The organism is Actinoplanes sp. NPDC026670 (assembly GCF_040638175.1).
Taxonomy (GTDB): Bacteria; Actinomycetota; Actinomycetes; order Mycobacteriales; family Micromonosporaceae; genus Actinoplanes.
In genome coordinates this window covers 179,190-203,349 of the sequence record NZ_JBEZXU010000013.1, presented here as the reverse complement: position 1 = coordinate 203,349, position 24,160 = coordinate 179,190, and the positions used below count along the sequence as shown (strand labels likewise).

Below are 24,160 nucleotides of genomic sequence, written 5' to 3'. Positions count from 1 at the left end.
CCAGTCCTCCACCTTCAGCACCCCTTCCAAGATCAAGGAAGAGGGGGTTAACTTTCGCGGATCCCTACGGGGTCACTCTTCAGGAAGCGGCGACATCGTGGAGAATCTGTTGAATTCGCACCTTCCGGACGAGGAAGGGGCGCTGCTCAGCAGCTACGACCCTGTCCAGGAGTGCAGCCATCGTGTCGGTCGAGCCCTGCACGCGATCAGCGATGAGGCGCTGCATGCCGCAGTGCGCGAGGACGTTCAAGCCGAGATCGCGGCGGTCGAGATGGCCGAGCGTGGCTATGTCGCCGGCCGTGCGATACAGGCTGTTGTCCTCAGTCGTGCCGGTGCGAACCCGCTGCACGTCTCGGCAGCCGATGCGGTTCTGCAGGAGGATCCCCTCGATGGGCGGTTGCTGTTCGAGGCTTTCGACCCGACGGCCGCTGCGGTGGCGGCTGCACATTGGTTGAAGGCCGCCGTCGATGTTGTGGCGAGGGCCTTCCGCTTGGACGCGGCTCGTGTCCTATCGGCGGCGGACGATATCGAGGCGTTCCGGCTCGAAGCGCCAATGGAGGTGCTGAGCCTGCTGGAGTTCAGTAACACGGTGTATTCGGTGATCGTCGAGATTGTCGGTGACGCCATGCAGGTAGCTGGAGGTGTCGTGCCCGATCTGGAGGCCGTCCTGCTTCAGCGGGAAGACGACGAACCGGAGCATGTCCTCGACAACGATGACTCTGACGACGACCTTGATGAGCCCCAAGCCGAGAATGATGAACCCACACCGGTGCGGGTGACCCTGCTTGATCCGCTTCGGCCGGCCCCGGACCTTCTCGAAGATCTGGTGTCGGCGATCAAAGGCTGCCGAATCCTTTATGGCGAGTACGTCGACGGGGAAGTCGCCGATGTTGACGCCCAATTCTGTGAAGAGGTCCGCGCCGAAGCGGAGGAGCACGCCGCGCGACTTTTGTAGCCCTCCAGGGGACACCTTTGAAGCGTCGTCGGGCTCGGAGGTATGCTCGGATTTGGTCGACGGCTTGTAGTGTGGGCTCGGTTCCGTGCACCACACTGGCAGTGTGGGGGTCAACACCCTCCACGAGCAGCGCATATGCAGAAGCGTTGATGCCTACCGTATGTCGCCAGTCAAGGGCTCCGCGCCGAGTGATTCTAAAGCTTCAAAGGAATCGAGAACGCTAATAAATCCTGTGATCACCTTGATCACGAAAACGATTCTAGCTTATGAGGAAAAGCGTTCCTACTGGTCTGGTTGTGCGGCTCGGCCTTGATGTAGCAGGTCTGATTTCAGACGAGACTTTCAGGTTAGGTTCCTAGGATGCCTGGAATAGGTGTCTGCTGTCTCTTGGCTTGCACAGCGCCGTCGAGATCGATCCTGCCTGACTTCGCTGCCCGAAGTCGGGCGAGCGCAGGGGTGTCGTGTACGAACGTGAGACGCCCTACGAGTTCTATGAAGAGAAGGTGCCGCCGCCGATAGCGTGGCGTGAGGCGCGCAGGGCGATCCGCATGGGTGTGACAACGTCGTCCCTGTTCGCGTTGCCACTTCTCGATGGGCCGTTGTCCGAGACGGTGTCGGACGTTCGGTTGATGGGGAAGCACTACAGCGAACACCGCATTGTCCAGTTGTTTCGGTCCAAACCGGACGGCTACGACGTGAGCGCCAGGCCGTGGAAGGTCGGGATCCTCTACGAGGCGCCCGACGATCCGTACTTCCAGTTCACGGACCTGTTGGGTGTTGTCTCGGCTGCCGGTCATGTCGGCTGCATGATGCCCGGCTTCCACTACATCAAGCCGTTCGTGGCGGCGTTGGCTCGCCGGAACATGCATTTCGTTGTACCCGTCGTCGAGTCGGAACGCGGCATAGCCGTCGTGTTCCCGCGGGGCAGGGTGCTTCGCGAGGCGCTGGAGCGTCTGGCTCCGCCGGCGGTGACGTGGGAATGGCCGCCCTGGCGAGACGGCGCACCGGTGGTGTCTGTCGGCGTTGTGCGAGGCCGGCACCACACGGAGTGGGCCGACCGAATCCGTGGGCTCAAGCGGGGCGGGCGGTTTGAAGCAGCCTTGGAGTTGCTGTACGAGTGCATTGAGGCAGCGGAGCAGGACCGCGGCGATCGGGAGCCGGAGCCGTGGTATACGTACGAGGCTGCGGTGATCCACCGTGAGCGCCGGGAACACCAGCTTGAAGTCGCTGTGCTGCAACGATGGGTTCGGGCTTACCGGGCGGCGCAGCGTGGGCCTGGGGTGATGCAGGACAAGGTCGTTTCCCGGCTGGCGGCGGCGCGTCAACTTCTGCAGGGCAGATAACCGCCGCCTTCCGGGTTCGCCCAGGAAGCGAGCCTACGTCGAACCCCGGCCCACACATCGCGGCCGCGTCTGATTGACGTCCGGAGCCGCTGATTGATGACCGCGGGTGAGAAAGGTTCAGCCCTGCTCCACAGCCACGCGGATCGCGACTTCGAACAGATGCCGCGGAACCAATCCGGTCTCGCCGCGCGCGAAGTCCAATGTGGTGTCCCGCTTATCCCCGACCCAGGCGCCGAGGAACAGTTCGGGCATCCCGGTACGACGGCTCACACAGCGCTCCCGGAGGTCTTGAGCAGGGTTCGGGTGTCGATCAACTGTTCACCGAGGCACGCGTTCCAACGGTCTTGTGGACTCGCAAGCCGCGGGTGCAGTGCAGTGACGGGGCGCAGAGTCCTGCGGTGCTAGAACTGGGCGACCAGGGTAATGGCGGCGTGGCCGTCGTCGCTGGCTGCCTCGGCCTGGTGTGCTCCGGAGAGTGCATCTGCCGGGAGATGTTTGCAGTACACCAGTGTCGCAGCATCTCGGGTGACAGCTGTCCCAGCGCCTTGCCTCGGCCACGGTGGCCAAGTGGCCGCGCCGTTCAACGCGCTGGGCACACTCGGCTGCCGTGTTCGCGGCCTCAGTAACGACTCAGGGCAGCACCCGTTGCAGAGCAGCCAGTTGATCCTGCTCGCCGTGCGGGAGCAAGTGCCCGTAGGTGTCGAACGTCGTTCGAATAGATGCGTGACCGAGCCGCAGCTGGATCAAGTAGAGATCCCAGCCCGCGGCGATCAGGTACGCCACATGGGAATGCCGCAGATCATGAAAACGCGGCCGGGCCTGCAGGCGGGTGGCGCATCGGCACGACGACACGGCCGTGGCCGAGACCCAGCCCGACGGCGAAGCCGCCGGAGGATGTAACACGCAGCGCTGCGCGGCGGCCACGGCGGGCCGCCAGTACCGCTGCCGTAGATTTCCGGCATTCCACGGCTTGCCGTCGGCATTCGTGAACACACGTTCCTCGGCGGCCTTGTCCTGCGTCAGGTACGCGAACAACAGAGCCATCGAGCGCGTCAGGGTGACCGTACGCCGCGACTGCGGCGTCTTCGGCACGCCGAGAACACCGTCGGTCTGCAGTACCCGCTGCACGCGCACTGTCGGCCGTGTCTGGTTAAGGTCGATGTCCTTGGCCCGTAGGCCCAGCAACTCGCCGAGCCGCAGGCCGGTACCCAGCGCCGCCAGCACCAGAGCCTGCAGCTGAGGTCCACAGTGATCCAGCAGGATCCGAGCCTGCTCAGCTGACAAGAATGCCGCCTCGTACGGTTCCGGCCGCGGAAGCCCGTTGCCGTGCTGTCCCGCCGGGCAGGACAGGGGGTTGTCGTCGCGCCAGCGCGGGACCGCGTCACGCATCACCATGCTCAGCACCCGCCAGTGTTTACCCACGCTGGCCGGCGCCAACTCCCGCGACAGGGCCGCCTTCCACGGATCCAAGTGGTCGTAGCGGGTGATGTCACCGACACGCAGATCACCGAGATCCCGGACGACGCGACAACGCAGTAAACGCGCATATTCTGCGTGAGTGGTAGAGCGAACGTCGACCTTCAGCCGCACCCACCGCTCGATCCAGTCCCGCAGCAACGGCGTCTGCTTCTGGGCCGGCGCCCTCGGCGAATCCGGGTCGATGGCCGTATACACCTGATCACTGTCGACCTGATGCTGCCGGACCTCGACGTACATTTTCGCGGCAAGCGCCTTCTTGTCCGACGGACCCCGGAACGTGCAGCAGTGCTGCCGACCCGCGAACCGCCACCGCAGACAGAACGAGCTTCCTCGTGGACGTAGATGTGCCATGACCCGAGCGTTTCTCGGATTCCCATGGGCCGCGTACCCCGATCGGGTGCATCAACCGATGTGATTACCGCCGCGAGCACCCTTTCGGTGGCCTGTTACACCCGTTGGGGTTAATCACCTTCACTCGTCCGATACTGCTGGGCGATGTGCACTCAAGTTCGGCTGAAGCCTGCCGACACGCTGCTTGCGCCGAGCCCCTGTCCCGCGCCGAAGAAGGGGCGAACGGTGGATGCCTTGGCACCGGGAGCCGATGAAGGACGGGGGGCGAGATCATGGGCCGGGTGAGGGCGCCGAGCCCTGATCTATTGTCTGGCCCGTCTGGCGGAACGATTGTCAGCCGCAGACAGGGTCTGTGCCGGGACGCCGGCTGCCGTGGTGCTCGTTCGTTGTCTCATTGTCGGAACTCTGGGCGTAGGTTGGCCGCCGGGATCGCCGATGAGCGCGACCGTCGGCTTGAATCCTAGATTCGCGACCTTACGAGATTCGTAGACGAGACTGATCCGTGAGAACAGCGGAAGGCTGGTGATGGTACGACCACGCCAGTCGCCGAGGAAACCGAAGACGACCTCAAGCCCTCGACCTTCCATCTGAGCGTTGTGCACCTGAGCGATCTGGTGTGCCAGAACCGCTGTCTGCGCCTTCTGCTGGATCAGGTCCGCGAAGATCCTGCGGGCTTCGACGTTGCGACGAAGCAGCTCGCAGCTGTTCGCCGCCTGCAGGAACAAGTGACTCAACGTCGACGACTTGCCCTTGCGTTTGAGATGGATCAGGGCGCCGGACGCAGCTACCAGGTCGCTGGCTTCCACGCCGGTCTCACCGTCGAGGTAGATCAGTTCCCGGTCGAGGACCACGAACCGGTCAGAATATTGATCACCGATCAGGCCGATGTACTGCGGCTCGGTGACGGCCTTGTAAGCGGGAAAGGCGATGGCAGACGTCTCCAACTGCCGCAGCTCGGTGTCGATCCTCTCTGCGAAGGTGCGGTCGACCTTGTAAAAGTCACCGTCGTAGGCCAGATACTGCTGGTCGCCGATCACCAGATCGGCGCAGATACAGTCGAGCAGCCGCACCTTCCCGATCACCTCGTCGTAGTCGTCCAGGAACCGCAACTCAGTCGCGAGTTCAGCGGTCGGATCTCCGCTGCGGCAGATCCTCCTCGCGATCGTCTCGATAGTGAGGTTGAGCCGGCTGGCGTTGTCACGGCGTTCTCGGGGAAACAGGATGCACCGGATCGCACGTTCGTCTTCGACATCGAGCAGGTCGTCGGGCAGCAGCGCATCGACGGTCGCCGGCAAGGGGTCGGCCATCAGCTGCTCGATCAGGTGTTCTTGAAGCTCGGCGAGCAGGTCGTCGTCCTCCACCAGTTGGATGTTGTCCACCCATGGAAGCGTCTGCACGTACGACGTCGAGCGTGACCATCGCACGAGGGTCGCAGAGAGTTCCGTCAATTCGCCCAACGACGACAGATTCTTGCGAAAGCGCAGACTTCGTGCTCCGGCGACGGACCCCGCCAGCATCGTCTGCTGCGCGCGGCCGCCGACCGATGCGAGTAGGTCACTAGCCCGATCCATTCGGAATCCATCCGTCGGAATGCTACGTGCCGCGCGATGGCGCGCGGACTGGAAATACGGTGCCGTTGTCCTGAATCCCATCTCGCGAACTTTGAAGCCTAGCCGTGCGCGCCGGGACACACTGCCGTTGTCATTGCTGCTCGTCTCATCCGAGCCGAGGACGTTGAGTGCTATCTTCAGTCCGAATCGAGGATCCTGCGACGACCGTTGCAGAAGGCGCGAACCGCTGCCGAAACACCAAGCGATCCAGCGCAGCAGCTGGCTGTCGATGCTGTCGTCGATAGCGCAGAAGGCGATAGCGCCGTAAGACATGGGCGGTTCGCTGAAGACGAGGTGAGGCACCTCCCGGCTTAGAAGATCCTGCCAGCCCGGGGCTGACCGCGGCCGGCCGACCGCAACGACGAAGATATCCCCGGCCTGGGCGGCACTCACATCGTGTCGGTCGACCCACGACATGGCATCCCATTTCCCGTTGCTCCAGTACGCCAATTGCGGCTCCGGATCATCGGGAACATCGGTCAAGGCGCCGATCGGGTCGAACGTTTGTTTCAACAGGAACGCGCTGAGAGGAATCATCGCCCGGCACCCCAAACGATCCACTTTTCCGCGGTCGCTCATCGTAACGTGATTGCCGTAGTGCACGGAACGCGTGCCAGGCTGATGCGCTAACTATGATTAGTACATTTGTGCCAGCGGCTTTGGGTGGGCGCGTTAGTGAAATGCGCTGACTGCTACTGTGCGTACTCCCTCGCGAGAACTGCCCATCTATCGCGACCTGACCACCATCGACTAACGAGCAGGCCAGCGGAGATGCCGCATCAAAGCTTGCCACCACACCTCTATCTCGGAGGCGGTCGCCGGAAAGGGCACCGGAAGAGATAGCCGAACGTAGTGGTCGCACCCCAACGCCGGACCTCAACGACGTCATGCAGACCGTTGCATTTGCTCCAGATGGTGCTGCATGTTCCGTATCGGCAGGTGCCTCCAAGCGCGACCAATCGCCGGGCAGCTACTCGACGAGCCAGGGGCCGAACGACCGCCGCAGCAGAGATCTGACCACACCGAGCCGCTGCGCCCCGTCTCGCCGCCAAACCGCGACAGCCGGCAAGGACCGCCTCCGCTCACTCGTGACCGTGGGCGGCATCTACCTCTACCGATCAACTCGGCACCGACGGCTGGAACAAGAAGTCGTGTCGGCTTTCTACGGCGCGCGTCAAGCCGCTTGCTTGCTGCTGGCGAGACTTGTAGCCCATGCCAAGGCGGTCTGGATGTGCTCGGGCTGCAGGCCCGAGTGCGGGTCAGGTTCTATCAGTAGGGTTGTTGCCCGGTGAGCGGTACGGTCGGCGGCCCAGTCGTGGTCGAGCGGGCTGAAGTCGTCATCGATCCAGACGGCGGGGGCGTCGGCCAGCCATTGCTCGACGTGGTCGCGTTTCCACAGGTAGCCGTCGGGGTGGCTGGTGGTGATCGGCAGGCGGGGCAGCTCGATGTGCTCGAAGTAGGGCAGGCCGAGCAGTGGACCGATCTGGGTTGAGGCGTCGATGCGCCAGCTGGTACACCACACGGGCCGGACGAGCCCGGTGTTGATGGCGTCGGCGATCAGTGGGCCGTGGTCGTGGTTGAGCCAGACCCAGATCGGGTCGGGGAAACCGGTCAGACTGACCTGATGGCGGGTGTGGGTCGCGGGGGTGGACCTGTCATCTGCCGGGAACGGGATCAGTACGCCGTCGATGTCCAGCAGCAGGTAGGGAATCTGGTGCATCGGTCTTCTCCCTGGTAGTCGGTCAGGGTTTGCGTGCGGTGATCAGCAGGGTGGTGGGCCATCGGGTGTCGGCCGGCGCGTGGAGATGGTGGATGGCGGTGACCCTCAGCCCGGCCCGGTTCAGGGCGAGGATCCACGCGGCGGGTTCCATGTCCCAGCGCTCCACGGTGTGGCTGGTGCCGTCCGGCAGCGTCACGGGGGCACAGGTGTATGGATGGTGCGGGACGGCGCCGGTCCGCCGCGGGTGTGGCACGCAGAAGGCGAGGACACCCTGGCGGGCGAGGTTACGGGAGCACGCGGCAAGGAGCTGGGTGGGCTCGGTGGTACCGATCGCACCGAAGACGGAGACGATGGCGTCCAGGGCTTCCGTAGCTTGGTCAAGGTGGTGAGCGGCGCTGGTATTCAGGAAGCGGGCTCCGGTGTGCCCGTAGTAGGCGACGGCGCGGCGGATCTGCCCGGCCGAGCTGTCGAGGCCGACGATGGTCGCGCCGGCGTCGGCGAGGTGGGCGGTGTTGTGGCCGGCGCCGCAGCCGAGTTCGACCATCCGGCGGCCGGTGAGGTCCGCACCGAGGATCTCGGCTCCGGGACCGACGCCTGGCCGCTGGGTCCACTCCATTCTTCGTGGCGGCTCCCGCCTGCCCGCCGGAATTCGTGCGAGCTGGAGAGCCGCGTGCGCGTCCCAGAAGGTCACGGTTGCAGCAGCTGGACTGCCGTCTTCAGGTGACGACGGACGACGTCGATGTATGCCTCGTCTTGGGCAGAGTCGTTGATCCAGCGCAGCGCTTGCTCCATGAACCACTCGATCGCCCAGACGCGGTGCCAGCCCAGCGCCCATGCCTGCGGGGTGAGCCCGCCACGCTCGGCCAGGGCGTCCGGGTGGCCGCCGGCAGCCACGTACGCCTCGATGAAGCTGCGCAGGCGGACGGGGTCGGCGTCGTCGATGGTGCCGTGCCAGGAGGCGAGGTCGAGCAGGCCGGGGCCGGTGAACGCGCGGGCGAAGTCGAGCAGCCGCCAACCACCGCCGGTGATGTGCAGGCTGGTGGGGTGGAACTCGGAGTGCACCCAGCCCCACGGGGCGATAGTGGTGCCCTCGGCACGCTTGCCGACGGCTTCGGCCAGGGCGTCCAGCATGTCGGCGACGTCGTCGGTGCCCGCGACCCATCGGCCTTGATCTCGCAGCCGCATGAGGTGACCGCGGGCCAGTTCGGGAAGTGCGGCGAGGGCATCCCCGTCGAGAACGGGCAGTGTCGTGGCGGGTGCAGCGGCGTGCAGGCGGACGGCGGCCAGGATGCCGTCAGCGTCCACCGCGTCTCGCACGGGCTCGCCGAGATCTTCGATGACCATGCCGAGCACGTCATCGCGCAGCAGTGAGCCGACGACCACGGGCACCGGGATCCCAGCGCTGCCGGCCGCCTGCAGCACCCGGTCCTCGCTGGTGAACGGTTCCCGGGCGTACTTGTAGATCGCGGTGGTGCCGTCGGGGAAGGTGAGCCGTTCCACGCCTGACAGCGACCACACCCGTACCGGGTCGCGCTGCGGCTGGGGCAGGCCGGCGGTGGTGCGGATGTCGGCCAGGATCGCGGTAATGAGGTGGTTGTCCACGGGCGGGCTCCCTACGACGAGCGGACTGGGGGCGGGCGAGGTGATCCGGGCCAGCGGTTGGCCGCCGGCCCGGACCGGTGGATCAACGTGAGGGATCAGGCGGCGGTCACGCGGTGCGACTCGACCCGCTGGATCCACTCGTCCTTCATCCCGGCGAGTTCCACGGCGAAGTTCGCCATCGACGTGCCGTAGACGGCGACGACACCGCCGGACTGGTTGGGCGCGGACTGGCAGCCGTGCACGAGGCGTCCGCCGAGCGCCGTGTGGGCCTTGATGGCCTCGATGCGGCGGTACTCGTTGAACCAGCCGCCGTGGTAGACCTCGTCGAGCATCTGGCCTTCGGCCTGGGACAGGTCGAACACGACGCCGGTGGCCGACGGGAAGAACCAGCAGGGGCCGACGTTGGAGATGTGCCCGTCCAGCTCGACCTTGTTGAGGGCCATGAAGGTCGCGGCCTCGCGCAGCATCCGCAGGTGCTCGGCGGTGACCTCGGGCAGGCCCAGGGTGGCCAGGTGCTCCTCGCGGAACAGGTAGGAGTACACCTGGTAGGCGATGGCCAGGACCTCACCGGCGTCGCTGGTGGGACGGCCGTGGGTCTTCACGAAGTCCAGAGCGATCTGCTCGACCGCGGCGGCCTCGGTCTCGTTGACGTGCAGCAGTTCGGATTTGACGGTCTCCCAGTCGATGACGAGCCAGGAGCTGTTCTCGAACCGGAAGAAGTACTCGGTCGGGTCGATGGTGATGCGCTTGCCGTCCACGGTGATGCCGGGCAGGCGGTTCCAGCGCGGGTCGAACGCCTCGGGCAGTTCGACCGTGATCGTCTCGGGTACGACAGTGGTGGTCACCTGGTTCTCCGTTCCGGGAGGGGCACCCTGGCAGGGTGCCGTGCGGCTGACCGGCCGCCCCGGATCGGGGGCTCCCTTTCACATCCGGGGCGGCCTTGCCCACCACAGTGCCGCCCCGGCGACGCTCGCATCCGCAGTCTGGTTGCGGGCCCGCAACCGCGCTGCGGATCGGTTCAGGCGTGAGAGCTGAGCGGGATGCCGAGCAGGGCTTTTATTTGCGCAATCGTGTCCGCGGGCTCCTTCGCCAAGATCGTGGCGATGCCCAGATTCTCGGCTGGTGCTAGGTTGCGGGTGGTGTCGTCGACGAACACGCACGCCCCACCGGGCAGCTCCATGAGGTCCAGCATGATCGCGTAGATCTCCGGGTCGGGTTTGCGCATCTTGTAGTGCTCGGAGATCAGCACCGTGTCGTAGAGCCGGTCGAAATCGTAGCCCGCATAAACGTCGTGCGGCTCGGTGCCGAGGCTGTTGGAGAAAATACCCACCCTGATCCCGGCGGCACGGGCGGCTTGGGCCGCGGCGATGACCGACGGCTCCGGGTGCAGGTCCTGAAGGACCCGGCCCAGCAGGTTGGTGCCGTCGATACCGAGCAGGGCGCCGGTCCGTTCGTTCCATTCGGTCTGGCTGATCGCCCCGCGTTCCAGGTCCGCGTAGACAGCGGCGCCCTCGGGATGTTTGGCGATGATGGAGAGAAACGTTCCCTCGGGCAGGCCGGCCCGCCGGTCGAAGCCGACCGCGCAGGCGGGCACACTCGTGGTCAGGACCCCACCGAAGTCGAGGATCAGCCCGGCACGACGGCTCACACAGTGCTCCCGGTGGTCTTGAGCAGGGTTCGGGTGTCGATCAAGTGTTCACCGAGGCTCCGCGTTCCCACAGTCTTGTGGGCGCGCAGGCCGCGGTGCAGTGCGATGACGCGGCGCAGAGTCTCGCGGTGCTGAACCTGGGCGACCAGAGCCAGGGCGGCATGGCCGTCGTCGCAGGCGGCCTCAATGTTCTGGGCCCCGGCATGTGCCTCGGCCCGGGAGATGTACGCGGTACACCGGTGCCGCAGCATCTCGGGCGACAGCTGCCCGAGCGCCTTGTCAAGCGACGGCAGGGCCTCCACATACCGGCCGAGCCGGACCAGATTGCCACCCTCGTACGCATCAGCCTTGGACAGATCGAACCAGGCGATTCCGCCCCAACGATCATCGTCCATCGAGCCGGACAGCAGGACGCGAGCCTGCTCCAGGCAGCTACGGAAGCCGTGGTGATCGCCCGCGTAGGCATGCATCTCGGAGGCGACCGCGTTCGTCCACGCACGCATCCGCATCGAGGCACCGCGCTCGGCGGTGTCCACGGCCGCGAGTGCGTAGTCCAGCCCGCCGGCGGGGTCGCCGCTGTAGGAGGTGCGGAAGGCCCGCCCGGCCAGGATCAGCGCGGCCAGTTCTTGACTGTCGATCTCCTTCGCGATCTGGTAGCCGAGATCCATGTAGGCGTCGGCCTGGCCCGGGTCGCCCAGGTCGAGCGACAGCAGCGCGCTGGCGAGCGCGGCCATCTCCGCCATGTGCGCTAACAGCGAGTTCCGCAGATGAGCCGGCTGGTCTTTCGGCCGTAGCGAGATGACCAACTGGACCTGGTCGTGGGCAACGGGGACGAGGCTGGAGGCTGGGAACGACTTGTAGGAACGGCGGTAGCTGGCACCGATCGACCGGAGCTCCCGCACCGTGGCGCGGTCCACGATTCCGCCGGACGGCCGGCTGACCTGCGCCCGAGCATCAGGCGACAGGCTGGCGATCGCGGCGGTCAAACCGGCCAGCGAGCCGAGGGTGAAGGAGCGTCGCAGCATAGTCTCGGAGTCTTCCGCATCGGAGGACTGCATGGTGGACAGCGGGTGTGTTGCACGAGGCGCCGGCACGGAGACACGGGCGGGTGCTGTCGCCGGCGCCGCCTGGTAGCGCACATCGAACGCCAAGACGTGATGGACAGCGATCCCGAGCGTCCCGGCGATCCGCTCCGCCATCGACAAGCTGTCCAGCGCGGTCACACCACGTTCCACCTGGCTCACCCAGGACTCGGAGCGCCCCACGGCGGCCCCGAGCTCGTGTTGCAGAAGACCCTTGCGTCTCCTGCCTTTCTCGATGCGCCTGCCAATGATCCTGTCGATCTCCATCACCGGACACCCCGAAGGCCTTGACCGCACCAATATGGATGCACATCACTACAGGCCGCTACCGTAACCGCCGACGCCGCTCGGACGACAGAGCGAACCCACAGCCGTCGGCGCTCGAAAGAACGGTCACCGACGTCCGCGCTGATGTGCCGGTAGCCGCTGGCGGCGAGCATGTCAGCGACTTCGTCGAGGGTGAACCCGAACCGCCGCGCCGCCTAAGATGATCTTCCGGGCAGTCACCGACTCGGCCGGATGGCGTCGAACATCTCCTTTGGTGAATCCGCTTCCGGCCGCCGCAGCATCCGAGGTGTGCGAGCCACGCAAAGATCGTGGACGCTTGCTGCAGGTAGGCGGTGTGGTGAGGGCGGGCCCCTCGACTCGGAGCCGGGATAAGCGCGTTAGCCAGGACGTTGCGGGCCGTCGGCGCGCCTTTCTAGGGAGCCTGTACGGCCGGAGCCGAAGACAGTCGGCGAGTTCGGCAAACCGTCCTCAGCGTCTCGGCTGCACGGCACACTGAAGCGGTGACGATCGCGCACGACCACAGCGACGGGGCGCTACGCATAGAGGTCGTCCTCAATTCACCAACGGGCAGATTCGATCTCCGGATCGTCGACGAGGGCCCGCGGACGCTGACCCCGCAGGAGAAGCAAACAATCCTGACTGACGCACTACGCAGCGTCATGACCCGGCCCGAGATCACCGGGGGACAGGCGTCAGCTTCCCGCATCCCCGTCGGGAGTTGGGGCCCCCTCCATCACGTCGAACAAGGGCCCGGCAAGTGGCGCTCCTGGGCGACGTTCCGGGATACCGACGATGTGGCTCGTGTAGTGCAAGCACACGCAAGCAGCCGCCAGCGGGCAGAGACCAGGCTGATCGCGAAGCTCGGTGCCCGAGCCCACCACGAACTGACCGCCACGACACGGGTGAGCAGCCTGGCTGACGTGTGGCTCGAGGAAATCCAGCTCGAAGGGCGCATCGTCAGGCAGACCGTCGACCGCTATACCGGGTGCTTGCGCCAAACCGTGCTCCCCGCGTTCGGAGAACTGCTCGTCAACGAGCTGACGGTCGGTCGGCTCGATCGGTTCCTCAAAACGCTGGCCAAGGCCAAACCGTCACAGGCACGTAACGCCAAGGTCGTCTTGAAACAGATGCTGTCGATGGCCGTCCGGCACGGCGCCATCACGGCCAACCCCGTTCGCGAGGTCGGGCAGCTACCCCGGGCCAGACGGCCGATCAACGCACTCACGCTCGACGAACTCAGCCTCATCCGGGCCGCCATCGAACGACGGCAGCATCGGCGCACCACCGGACCCCGGCGCAACGGCAACCTCGCCGACATCATCGAGTTGCTTCTCGCCACCGGCGCCCGCATCGGCGAAGTCCTGGCTCTGCGGTGGCAGGACATCGACCTTGACGACGACTGCCCGACCGCGACGATCTGCGGAACGATCACTTTCGTCAAGGGGCAGGGATTCTCGCGGCAAGACCACCCGAAAACCGACGCCGGTTTCCGGACAGTGATCTTGCCGGGATTCATCGTCGACGTGTTGTGGCGGCGCTACAACGACCGAGCGCATCCGGTCCGTGGCCAGCACAGCATCAACGCTGTCTTCGCAAGCCGTAACGACACCTGGCTCTCGCCCTACAACGTCGGCCGGCAGTGGCGCGAAGTACGCAAACAAGCCGGGCTGGACTGGGTGACGCTGCACGTCTTCCGCAAGACGGTAGCCACGGTCCTCGACGATGCCGGCAAGACCAAGGAGGCGTCACGCCAGCTCGGACACGCCAGCGAAGAGGTGACCAAGGCCTACTACATCGCCAAGCCGAAGCTCGTGCCGGACGTCACCGACATCCTGAACACACTCGGCCCCCGCCAGAAAAGCACCACGTGACAGGTCCTGCCGCGCCGTTCGAGGCTGGACCAACAGATCGTCGCGACGGCGGTGACGGGCCGCGCGTGCCCCGGCCGGCGCACACCGCGGTGGCCGGTCAGGGCACGAGCCGCAACACCGGACGTTGATGCTCCAGCCCGAGGACCTCGCGGGTCCGGACCACCGACCAGCCGAGTTCGTCGGCCAGTGCGTGAACGGTCAGCCCGGTCTGCTGCGCGGCGAGGTCGAACGCCTGGCGCAGCATCACCGGCTGCTCGCCGGGGTACCGGTCGACCGATTCGGTGGCGAAGCCGGTCTCCTGACGCAGCTGCGCCAGCCGCCGCCAGGCGCGGCCCGCGGCCTGATCCGACAGCAGGCCCACTTCCCGGCACCGGTACAGCAGCGAGTCGATGGAGACACCCCAGACCCGTTGCAGTTCGGTGAGCCGGCTCAGATCGGCGCGGGCCGGCAGGTGGGGCAGGATGCTGGCCCGCGGTGTCAGGAACTCCGCGGCGAACGTGTCGGCTTCACGTTCGTGCTGGGTGTCGCCGGGCGCGGTGTCTCCGTGCAACACCAGATGCCCGAGCTCGTGGGCGCCGGTGAACCGGTACCGGTAGACGTCGTCGGTACGGTTCGCGGTGAGCACCATGATCGGCCGTAGGTAGGCGGTGGAGAACGCGTCGACCTCCCGGTCGGCGTGATCCGGCGGCGGCGTGTTCACCACGATGCCGTGCGCCTCCAGATGCCGGACCAGGTGCGGGATCGGTCCTGTGCCCAGATTCCAGTACGCGCGCAGCGCCCGGGCGGCCTCGGCCGGGGAGCGGGGCAACTCGACGCCGGAGTGCACCTCCCCGCCGGCGAACCCTGGCAGGTCCACCAGCGGCAGCTGTACCCGCCGTTCCAGGGCCAGGGTCAGCTCGCCCACCTGGTTGACGTGGGCGATGGCTTTGTCGCGCTGCCAGGCCCGGGCCGTGCGCAGGCTGCGAAAGTGTGCGCCGGACGCGTCGATGCGGGCGTGTGGCCGGCCGGCGACGAAGAACGCGATCGGCACGTCGAGTTCCTCGGCGAGCCGGGGCAGCAGGTCTGGCCGGGGTTTGGTGACCCCGGCCTCGTACTGTCCTACCGCTGCCGGGGTCACCCCGACCGCTTCTGCGACGTCCTTCTTGGTCTTTCCGGCCAGATGGCGGGCCTGGGTCAGCCGGGCCGGGTCGAACAGTTGGGCGACCGCGCCCGGTGTGGGGGTGGCTTCCGCGTCGGCGCCGGGCAGCAGCGACAGTTGACGGTTACCGGTCCTCTTCATCGGCCTTGGGGGTTTCTGGGGTCTGTTCGATGACCGGTGGGAAGGTGTCACTGTTGGCGCGTTCGATCGGCGGGCGGGCGGTCAGCGAGACCGTCGGCATGGCGCCGGCGTCGAAGCGTGCGCTCTCGGCGGTGTCGGCGGCGGCCCGCGGCTGGGGAACCGTACCCGCCGATCCGGTGAGGGCGTCGAACGGCAGCATCTCGTAGCGGCCGGGTACCCAGCGCAGGTGCCCGGCGCCGTCGACCAGGTGCCCTTCGCCCCAGGCGCCGTCGATCAGGCCGCTGCGTTCGTTGGCGGCGAACGCGACGAGGATCAGCTTCGTGGTCGGCGGCAGCATGTCCAGCGCCGACTGCAGTTCTGTGTCGTCGGTGCCGGGCTCGGTGTCGAACAGCGGGAACGGCACGGCCTGGTGCGCCGGTTGGGCGCCGAATCGGTGGAACAGGTCGGCGACCAGCGCGCTGACCCGGCCGTCGCCGACCCGCGCCTGGCTCAGTGCGGTGGCGCCGTCCTTGGCGTACTTGAACGGGAAGAACAGGTTGTCGTCCAGCAGTACCAGTTGGTGCGCCGAACCCGGCGGGCGCACCAACTGCGCTCCGTCCATGTCGGCCAGCGACTCGACGAGCCGTTCGTACTTGCGCACCATCAGCGTCATGCCGAAGGTGTAGCGCTTGTCGCTTTTGCCTTCCCGGTGGGCGTCCTGGGCGTCGAGTACGGCCGCGAGCGTCGCCTGTACCACGGCGAGGCGCACCTGTTCGACCCGTTCACCGAAGCGTTGCTGCGCCCAGCCGCTGATAGGACGATCCACTGCAGACCCCTCCCCGTTACTTCACCTACACACGGCACCTTAGCATCCGTACTTTAGTTGATCGCAGATTTCCGTCACTTCGCGTGCGGGTGTCTCCGCTGGTCGATCTCCGGGAGTCCGAGCCCGGGATGGCGGATCGGCGGCGGGTCAGAGTGCGACGACGGTCGACTTGGCGCGGGTCAACGCGACGTAGATGATGCGGTGGTTGCTGTTGGCCGGGTCGAGACCGCTGGCGAGTGCCGCCCGTTGCGTTGCGGTCAGGCACACGCCGACCGCGTCCCATTCGCAGCCTTTGGCCTGGTGCACCGTCAGTCCGGGCACGGGGCGGGCGACGTTGCGGTCCAGGAACCCGCGCAACCATTTGAGTGGTTCGGTGTAGGCGTGGTGCCGGGCCCGGAAGTCGCGGGTCGACTCCGTGCCGACCGCAGCCACCAACGCGTCCCACGTGGTGTTGACGGCGGTCTTCGCCGGTGTGCGCAGTAGGTCCAGCACGGCGTTCAGCCGCGGGCGCAGCCGGGCGCGGGCGGCGGGTTGGTGATGTCCAGCATTCGGTAGGACTCCTCGGCGTACACGGCGGGCTGGCCGAACGCGGCGGTGGTGACCAGGTCGGCCAGCAGGGGCGCGGCCGCCCGCTCAACGGTGGTGGGGTTGTTGAACGACATTGGCAGGATGTCGCCGCCGGCGGTCCACAGGTCTTTCCATTCGTGGGCGAGGACGACGTCGACGGCGGCGCCGTCTCGTGCGGGGACGGTGACCGGTTTGCGGTCGCGCAGATTACGGGCGAGGGCGACACAGTGCGGGCTGCGGAACCGGAACGAGCGGGTGAGCCGATAGGTGCGCAATCCGGAGTTGGCGACGAAACCGGTGATCAACGCAGTGCGGGCGCCCCGGAACTCGTACAACGCCTGCCGCGGGTCGCCGATCAGGGTGACGGCGGCGCCGTGTCGGCGGGCCAGGCTGATCAGGTCGAGGTCGAGCTGGTTGGCGTCGAAGACCTCATCGACGAGCAAGCTGCTGACAGTCGCGGCGAGATGAGCGCCGAGAATCGCGGCCAGCTGCGGGTCGGTCAGGGCGTCTGCGGCGACGGCCCGCACGTTCTCGTGGGTGCAGGTGCCGGCGAGGATGTTGTCACGGTCGGGAACGCTGGTGATCCTGACCTCGCGGGCCGAGGCCACCTTGGTGGTGACGATGGTGCTCCCGCGGATGGTCAGCGTCTGTTTCGTGGTGGTGCGGGTGTGCCGGTGGGCGGTGCTCCATTTGTCGAGGACCCGTAGGTCGGTGTGGCGGTGCGGCCAGGTCAGGTCGCCCCGGCGCAGCAGATAGTGCAGCAGGTCCAAGACCAGGGTGTCGATGGTGATGACCCGGTTTGATGGCCGCATCGCGCCCAGGCTCCAGGTTCGCAGGATGCGCCGGCGTAGTTCGGTGGTCGCGGCACGCCCTCGGTTGGCGGGCATCGGCAAGAGCTGACTACGGGCGTAGGTGTCGGCTTTCTGACAGGTCCGCCATAGATCAACTTCAGTGGAAGTGTCACACCCGGCTTCTACAGTCGGCAAGCAGTTGCACACGCACAGCTGCGGCCGATGGCGGGATGAAGGTGATCATGGCTAGACGCAGGCGCACGGTACGGCGTACGGGATCCAGCGACATGTGGTGGCTGGCCGCAGCAGGCCTGGTGTGCGTCAGCGTGGTCCTGCAGGCGATACGACAACATCCGCTGGCTGCCTCCTTGATCGGCATCGTCCTGCTGGCGAGCTTGGGCGCGGCCGGATGGCTGTGGATCCAGCGGTCGCGACGACTGTCGCGCCAGGAACTCTCGGTCGCCGTCACCGACCTCATGTCCGGCCCTGAGTTCGAGCGCTGGGTGGCCCAGCTGATGACGGCCAGCGGATGCCGCCGGGTACGGGTATCCGGCGGTTCCGGCGATAAAGGCGCCGACGTGACCGGATACGCCCCGGACGGCCGCCGCCTGGTGGTGCAGTGCAAGCGGTACAGCACCAAGGTCGGCAGCCCTGAGGTGCAACGGTTCGCCGGAACCGCCCACCACATTCACCGCGCGGACGTGGCGTTGCTGGTCACGAACAACTACCTGACCGTCCAGGCCGCAGGGATAGCCGCCCAGTGTCACATCACCGTCGTCGACCGTGACGTGCTGGGCCGCTGGGCGGCCACGCTGACCCTGCCGATCGCCTCCATGCCCGGCTCGGCCAGATCCATGCCGGCCCAGCTGGCACGGATGCCGATCATCCGGCGCCTGCACGGCGTATGGCCACGGCGCACGCGGCCGAACGCCGCAACGCTCGGACATGCTTCATCGACCCTCCCGGCCGCCCCGACGAGTCCTCCGCCGGCCACCACCAGCGCACCGCCGGGCACATCCTCGCCTTCAGGCGCGGACTGGTGGAACGAGGCACCGTAACGCCGGCCGATCCCCTCACCGAACACGCCCGGTCCCTCACACGGAACCGCAACGAACTTCGTGCATCGAAGAGTCACCGTCGCACCGCGGCAGGCGTAACCACCCGGACCCCGGAAAGGATCACCATGGCGTACACCGCCGAGATCAGCCGCTCCAACCCCAGCTGCTTCATCTTCCTGCTCGACCAATCCGCCTCGATGCTCGATGAGATCACCGAAGGTGAACTCGTACGCCGCAAAGCCGATGTCGTCGCCGACGCGCTGAACCGGCTGCTGCGCGAGCTGGCCATCAAGTGTGCCAAGGAAGGGGGCGTCCGCGACTACTTCCACGTCGCCGTCATCGGCTACGGCGTCCGCGTGGCCTCGGTGTTCGAAGGAGAACTCAGGGGACGCGACCTCGTGCCGCTGTCACAGGTCGCCAAGTACCCGGCCCGGGTGGACGAACGCATGAAGAAGGTGCCCGACGGTGCCGGCGGCCTGGTCGAGCAGCCCACCAAGTTCCCGGTCTGGGTGGAGCCCGTCGGCAACCACGGCACCCCCATGGTCGAGGCGCTGCGCCAGGCCACCGTGCTGGCCAACACGTTCCTGGCGACCAACGAGAACTGCTTCCCGCCGGTGGTGCTCAACCTGACCGACGGACAATCCACCGACGGAGACCCGCGCCCCGCCGCGGAAGCGCTGCGCGAACTGGCGTCCACCGACGGCAACGTCCTGCTGTTCAACCTGCACGTGTCCAGCGAAGGCGGCACGCCCACCATCTTCCCCGGCACCTCGGCACAGCTCAACGACGACTACGCCCGCACCCTGTTCTCGATGAGCTCACCGCTGCCACCGCACATGCGCGCCTACGCCACACAACAGGGCATCGCGGTCGACGACACCAGCCGCGGCTTCGTCTACAACGCCGACATGATCACCATCGTGCAATTCCTCGACATCGGCACCCGCGCCACGGACCTGCGCTGAGCCTCGAGGCCGCCACCACCCATGCGCGCATTCGTCAGCACCTTCGCCGTCCCCAAGTCCGGATCGACGACCGAGGAATACGAGGACGCCAGCCACATAGAACCCGCCGACAGAGGCGACGCCGACATCAACAGCCCCTGGCTGGCCGCCGCAGTCGCCGACGGCGCCAGCGAAGCCATGCTCGCCGGACACTGGGCCCGCCACCTGACGACCACGTTCACCGCCGCACCCGCCGACCAGAACCTCACCGCGACAATCCTCGCCGCCGCCGCAGACTGGGACGAAGTCGAAGCCGAGTACCGGCAGGCACGCGACACCGTCGGCGAACCCATCGCCTGGTACGAAGAAGACGGCCTACGCCGCGGCGCCTACGCCACCATCGTCGGAGCGCACCTGCTGGACGGCCCCACCCGCCGGCAAGGACCCCTGTTGGTGGCCGCCCTGGGCGACGCCTGCCTGTTCCAGATACGCGACAACGACCTGATCACCGCCTTCCCGATCGACGACCCGGCCGGATTCGACACCCGGCCCAGCCTGGCCCCCTCCCGGCCACGCGACCCCGCCAAGATCGGCGAACACGTCACCTCACTACGCACCGACTGGCAACAGGGCGACCAGCTGCTACTGGCCAGCGACGCACTGGCCCAATGGTTCCTCGCCCAAGCCCAGGCAGGAGGGACACCGTGGCTCACCCTCTCCGACCTCGGCACCGACGCCGAGATCGGGGGATTCGCCGCACTCATCGACGGCTGCCGCACCAACGGGTCACTGAAAAACGACGACACCACGCTGCTGCGCATCGACCTGTGAACCCCTGACGAGCGAGGACGACACCTGTGACCCAGCAGAGATCACCCGCCCGGTACCCCACGGGCGGCGACTACGTCGACGCGCTGCAGCTACCCCGCCTCGCCTTCACCGACCCGCAACTGCAAGTCGGCACGGTCAAAACCGACGACCTCGGCATGCCGGAGCCAGTATCAGGCAACTTCGCCTCCATCTTCCAGATCCTCGGACCCACAGGCGAACGATGGGCGATCAAATGCTTCGTCCGCCCCGACCCCGACCGGCACCGCCGATACCGCGCGATCGCCACCGCACTGCAAGCACTGCACCACCCGGCCCTGATCGACTTCGACTACCAGGCCGACGGCATCATGGTGGCCGGCGTGCGCTACCCGCTGCTGAAGATGCGCTGGGTCCAAGCCCAAGGGCTCATGCTGTGGCTGGAAACGCACCTCTCACACCCCGACCGGCTCCTCAACGTCGCCGACCAGTTCGCACAGGTCATCACTACGCTGGAGCAGGCCGGCATCGCCCACGGCGACCTGCAACACGGCAACCTGCTGATCACCGGCCACGACGAACTGAAACTGATCGACTACGACGGCATGTACGTCCCGGAAATCGCCGGACTGCCACCGAACGAGAAAGGCCTCGTCAACTACCAGCACCCCCGCCGTGGCGACAACGATTACGGACCCGGCCTCGACCGATTCTCCGCCTGGGTCATCTACACCAGCCTGATCGCATTGGCCGCCCGCCCCGACCTCTGGCGGCGGCTACGTGCCAGCGACGACGACACCAAACTGCTGTTCTCCTCCGACGACTACCTCGACCCCACCTCATCCGGCGCCTTCACCGCCCTACGAAACGGCGGACCGTCCCACCTGTCTGCTCTCGCCGACCAACTCGCCGCATTCACCCGCATGGCGCCGGCACAGATACCCGCGCTCGAAACCCGTCCTGCTCCTACGGTGGTCTCCTCGGCTCCGGCCGCGCCCGCGACGGACACACCCGATTGGCTGGCCGATCACCTACCGCCAACCTCGTCCGCCAGCCCCACCTCACCCGCCGAGACGCCGGCCGACATCTCGACATACTCCTTCTCCGGCAAGCATCTGACCGCAGCCCGGATCGCCGCCGTCTGCGTGATGCTCAGCGTTGCAGGTGGCGCCGCCACCGGCTTCGGCGTGACCAGGTTGGCGGTACCCGCCATGGCCTGGATCCTCGCTGTCGCAGCGGCCGCGGCCGTGATAGCCGGCAGCTACCGTGCCCATCCACTCGTCGCGGCCCGCCGCGCAGCACGCGACGCCTACGCCGCCGCCCGCAAAGAATGGACCGCCGCCCGGGTGCACGCCCAGCAGGAGAGGGCAGCGCGTGACGAGTGGGATACCGTCGCAGCGAGTCAGCAGCAGGCTCTACGCGCCCAGCGAGACGCCGCCGTCACGCAGCGAGACGCCACGGTAGCCAAGGCACAACACAACCTGAAGCAGACCTTGCAGACCATCGCGCTGCGCCGCTCCGACCGGAATAACTCGCAACCGGTTCGTGAACAGCAACGCCTTACCGAGCTCCGAGCAGAGCATGTTCAGCGTGCCCTGGCCGGTGCCGTCATCGCGAAAATCCCTCCGCGCGGCATCGACGCCAAGATCGCGGCGGGACTGGCCGCACACGGCTTCCGTACCGCCGCCGACTTCGTCGACTACCGCACCGTGTCGGGCCACGGCCGCTACGACAAGACGTTCATCAAGCGGAACGCGACAGACCACGGAACCTACGTGGAGAACGTGGGAGAGAAACGCGCCCAAGCCCTGAAGCAATGGCGACAGGCCATCATCAGCCGCGCGGAGAACCAGGCGCCTACGACCCTCGATCCACGGCAACGCCAAGAAGTGGCCGCTCAACTGCAACAGTTCCACGCTGGCCTGACCGCTTCGGAGAACGCGGCCAAGCTGCAAGCCCGCACCGCGGCCGACCAAGCACGAGCCCAGGAGCAAGCCACCCAGACAACGCTGGACACCCACCAACAGCAGATGGAATCCGAAGCTCATGCCAAACGGGCGAACCTCGAGCGGCGTGTCGCCGGAGCGGACGCCACAGTGACCGCCGCTCACCGCAACCTCGAATACCTCGGTGCCGCGCTGCAACCATTGACAGTGATCTCGATGGGCAACTACCTGCTGGCCACCGTCGGCTTCACTTCGCCCCCACCGGCCAACTCCCGGCAGGGCACATAGGGGCGCATGCCCCGGTGTGCTGACTGCCGGCCAGGCGAGCATGACATCGGCTCCCAAGGCCGCCAGCCCACCCTCGAACATACGACGCTGCACAGATGACCCGACCCAGGACACGCGAGCGACCCGCATACCGAAGGCACCCGCGTCCGGCCAACCCGAAGCCTGGTGTCAAGGGACACCACGAGCGTGATGTCGGCGTACGGGTTCCGGTGCAACGTCAGGTACGCCACACGTGCAGAGGCCGGGGCGGGGAGGGCTCCGGAACGCTGCGCCGCCGAGTGCTCCAGAGAACCACCGTCCGCCGCTCACGATGAGTAATCAGGGGACGTCTGTTGTCACCCAGATGCGGCTATGAGAGTAAGCGCAGCGAGTGACGATGGAATCGCAATTTGACGTGGCTTAAAAACCGCGGGAGACCTTTAGGCGACCGCAGGAGTCAAAGAATGCATCGCCGCCGGCACGCTGATGCCAAGCTAACGACTCATGGACCGAGCGATTCGGGGATATTCTGGATACGGAGCAGCCCGCCAACGCGGAATCAAAATTCAATTAATATCCGGCTCCCTTGAGAATGCGGCAAGTCTTTGGCGAAATCGCAGAATGACTAAACGCATGCGCCCGATCCCGATTGCAGTGAAGGCCATCCCGAGAGCAAGGCCCATCGCCCCCCACATGACAGAATTGACAACGAATAGGAAGAATGCTCCAGCGCCCGATATCGATAGCCCGGAAATTATTGTGGCGACTGTAAGAAGCTTCTCGCCGCCCATCAGGTATGCAACACCTTCAAGGCTCGACATGGCACCATAGATGCCAATAGCCGCGCCAAAAATGCTTCCCGACTGGAGCAGGCTAAATCCTATAATGAAAAGAATTTGCCCAAGAAAAAATATTGAGTATGCAGCTCTACTGGGGAAAGCGCCCACTATCGGAGAGTCCCATTCCCACCTGCCGACCGCCTGTTCCATCAACCGGTCAACCGATGGGTAGAGGGCGAAGCAATATATGCCCATGGCCGTCAGCGCAATTCCCGTCACCCGAGGGCCTTCAAGTGTCATATTGAGACCGGACCCGAAGATCATCGCCGCCATACCCGCTGCGATCATTTTGACAAAAAGCTTGGCAGCTGCTGCCATTTCTACCTGAGATATGAGGACGACGGCGCCACCGACGAATGCGAGAATTGCGACTACGGCGGCGGCAGTAGACGACAGTATGGATGCCGCAAATGCGCACGAAAGCATAGCCAAAATTGCTACAACTTTACTATACTGCGCCACTTGCGATCGCGGCCTCTTCCGCAACCAGCGGGCCACCCCGAGGCCGCCAACGGTTATGGCAGCAATAGCTAACCCTTTGAGGGAGGTGTAATCGCTAAAAACATTGACAGAAACTCCGGCAGTGAAGCCTGCGGAGAGCATGTAAAGTTTGGCTATCCATTTTGAGGCCTTCGGGGTGCAGTCTTCATCTGAAGTCTCTCGCAACGTCACATTTCTATAGTTTCAGCTCAAGTCAACCATGCAGGTGGCGGCACAAACGCTGAGTTGAGCTGGGCAAACACTGATGATCACCCGGCTGGTCAAGTCCCGGCGAGGCCTGCGGCGTCATCGTTGTCAAGCCAGACGACATCCCAGATCCCATAACTTCATCGACATCCCTGTCTCTGAAGAAAGCCTCGCACTATCGCCAGCCGCGCGAGTTCCCGTACAGCGCGCCAAAGCCGAGA

21 protein-coding genes are annotated in these 24,160 nt (G+C 66.0%); 7 read left to right on the top strand and 14 right to left on the bottom strand.

The window, feature by feature from the left end:
* On the top strand, positions 1-955 hold a 955-nt coding region (locus AB0E94_RS15655; RefSeq protein ID WP_360326637.1), incomplete at its 5' end, for a hypothetical protein.
* 461 nt (positions 956-1,416) lie between these two features.
* Positions 1,417-2,298, top strand: coding sequence for a hypothetical protein (locus AB0E94_RS15650; RefSeq protein ID WP_360326635.1), 882 nt, complete (start codon positions 1,417-1,419; stop codon positions 2,296-2,298).
* A 117-nt stretch (positions 2,299-2,415) separates the two neighbouring features.
* Here the strand turns inward: AB0E94_RS15650 and AB0E94_RS15645 are convergent, their stop codons facing one another.
* The 9 genes from AB0E94_RS15645 to AB0E94_RS15605 all read right to left on the bottom strand — a co-directional run bounded on the left by AB0E94_RS15645 (position 2,416) and on the right by AB0E94_RS15605 (position 12,057).
* Entirely contained in the window at positions 2,416-2,568 is a 153-nt protein-coding gene (locus tag AB0E94_RS15645) for a hypothetical protein (RefSeq protein WP_360326633.1), read from the bottom strand.
* A 360-nt stretch (positions 2,569-2,928) separates the two neighbouring features.
* Positions 2,929-4,014 (bottom strand): tyrosine-type recombinase/integrase, encoded by a 1,086-nt coding sequence (locus AB0E94_RS15640; RefSeq protein WP_360326631.1) that lies wholly within the window; start codon positions 4,012-4,014, stop codon positions 2,929-2,931.
* A 416-nt stretch (positions 4,015-4,430) separates the two neighbouring features.
* Positions 4,431-6,275 (bottom strand): DUF6119 family protein, encoded by a 1,845-nt coding sequence (locus tag AB0E94_RS15635; protein WP_360326629.1) that lies wholly within the window; start codon positions 6,273-6,275, stop codon positions 4,431-4,433.
* Positions 6,276-6,912: 637 nt separating this feature from the next.
* Positions 6,913-7,458, bottom strand: a complete 546-nt coding sequence (locus tag AB0E94_RS15630) for an HAD domain-containing protein (RefSeq protein ID WP_360326628.1) — start codon at positions 7,456-7,458, stop codon at positions 6,913-6,915.
* 22 nt (positions 7,459-7,480) lie between these two features.
* A complete protein-coding gene (locus AB0E94_RS15625) occupies positions 7,481-8,074 on the bottom strand; it encodes a class I SAM-dependent methyltransferase (protein WP_360326626.1) in 594 nt (197 codons plus the stop codon).
* 71 nt (positions 8,075-8,145) lie between these two features.
* The gene (locus tag AB0E94_RS15620; protein WP_360326624.1) at positions 8,146-9,060 is read right to left on the bottom strand and encodes an aminoglycoside phosphotransferase; all 915 of its coding nucleotides are present in this window, start codon (positions 9,058-9,060) and stop codon (positions 8,146-8,148) included.
* Positions 9,061-9,155: 95 nt separating this feature from the next.
* Positions 9,156-9,905 carry a hypothetical protein gene (locus AB0E94_RS15615; RefSeq protein ID WP_360326622.1) on the bottom strand — a complete coding sequence of 250 codons (750 nt, stop codon included), beginning with the start codon at positions 9,903-9,905 and terminating at the stop codon, positions 9,156-9,158.
* Between the two features lie 173 nt (positions 9,906-10,078).
* Positions 10,079-10,708, bottom strand: a complete 630-nt coding sequence (locus tag AB0E94_RS15610; RefSeq protein WP_360326621.1) for an HAD-IA family hydrolase — start codon at positions 10,706-10,708, stop codon at positions 10,079-10,081.
* Positions 10,705-12,057 (bottom strand): helix-turn-helix transcriptional regulator, encoded by a 1,353-nt coding sequence (locus AB0E94_RS15605; RefSeq protein WP_360326619.1) that lies wholly within the window; start codon positions 12,055-12,057, stop codon positions 10,705-10,707. Before AB0E94_RS15605 ends, AB0E94_RS15610 begins: the two co-directional genes overlap by 4 nt.
* Positions 12,058-12,578: 521 nt before the next feature.
* Between AB0E94_RS15605 and AB0E94_RS15600 the strand changes: the two genes are divergently transcribed.
* Positions 12,579-13,949, top strand: coding sequence for a site-specific integrase (locus tag AB0E94_RS15600; protein WP_360326617.1), 1,371 nt, complete (start codon positions 12,579-12,581; stop codon positions 13,947-13,949).
* 97 nt (positions 13,950-14,046) lie between these two features.
* Here AB0E94_RS15600 and AB0E94_RS15595 read toward each other — a convergent pair whose 3' ends face one another.
* From AB0E94_RS15595 to AB0E94_RS15580, 4 genes are all read right to left on the bottom strand, one after another.
* Positions 14,047-15,228, bottom strand: a complete 1,182-nt coding sequence (locus AB0E94_RS15595) for an XRE family transcriptional regulator (RefSeq protein ID WP_360326616.1) — start codon at positions 15,226-15,228, stop codon at positions 14,047-14,049.
* Positions 15,212-16,033, bottom strand: a complete 822-nt coding sequence (locus AB0E94_RS15590) for a hypothetical protein (protein ID WP_360326614.1) — start codon at positions 16,031-16,033, stop codon at positions 15,212-15,214. The genes AB0E94_RS15595 and AB0E94_RS15590 overlap by 17 nt, the downstream gene beginning before the upstream one ends.
* A 147-nt stretch (positions 16,034-16,180) precedes the next feature.
* Entirely contained in the window at positions 16,181-16,525 is a 345-nt protein-coding gene (locus AB0E94_RS15585; protein WP_360326612.1) for a 3'-5' exonuclease, read from the bottom strand.
* 5 nt (positions 16,526-16,530) lie between these two features.
* The gene (locus tag AB0E94_RS15580; RefSeq protein ID WP_360326611.1) at positions 16,531-17,487 is read right to left on the bottom strand and encodes a UvrD-helicase domain-containing protein; all 957 of its coding nucleotides are present in this window, start codon (positions 17,485-17,487) and stop codon (positions 16,531-16,533) included.
* A 146-nt stretch (positions 17,488-17,633) separates the two neighbouring features.
* On the opposite strand from AB0E94_RS15580, the gene AB0E94_RS15575 reads away from it, so the two are divergent.
* The 4 genes from AB0E94_RS15575 to AB0E94_RS15560 all read left to right on the top strand — a co-directional run bounded on the left by AB0E94_RS15575 (position 17,634) and on the right by AB0E94_RS15560 (position 22,434).
* Positions 17,634-18,449 (top strand): restriction endonuclease, encoded by an 816-nt coding sequence (locus AB0E94_RS15575; protein WP_360326609.1) that lies wholly within the window; start codon positions 17,634-17,636, stop codon positions 18,447-18,449.
* Between the two features lie 125 nt (positions 18,450-18,574).
* Positions 18,575-19,414 (top strand): vWA domain-containing protein, encoded by an 840-nt coding sequence (locus tag AB0E94_RS15570; RefSeq protein ID WP_360326608.1) that lies wholly within the window; start codon positions 18,575-18,577, stop codon positions 19,412-19,414.
* Positions 19,415-19,435: 21 nt separating this feature from the next.
* The gene (locus tag AB0E94_RS15565; protein WP_360326606.1) at positions 19,436-20,224 is read left to right on the top strand and encodes a hypothetical protein; all 789 of its coding nucleotides are present in this window, start codon (positions 19,436-19,438) and stop codon (positions 20,222-20,224) included.
* Between the two features lie 26 nt (positions 20,225-20,250).
* Positions 20,251-22,434, top strand: coding sequence for a hypothetical protein (locus AB0E94_RS15560; protein ID WP_360326605.1), 2,184 nt, complete (start codon positions 20,251-20,253; stop codon positions 22,432-22,434).
* 545 nt (positions 22,435-22,979) lie between these two features.
* Here the strand turns inward: AB0E94_RS15560 and AB0E94_RS15555 are convergent.
* Positions 22,980-23,924, bottom strand: a complete 945-nt coding sequence (locus AB0E94_RS15555; protein ID WP_360326603.1) for a hypothetical protein — start codon at positions 23,922-23,924, stop codon at positions 22,980-22,982.
* Positions 23,925-24,160: the final 236 nt, after the last annotated feature.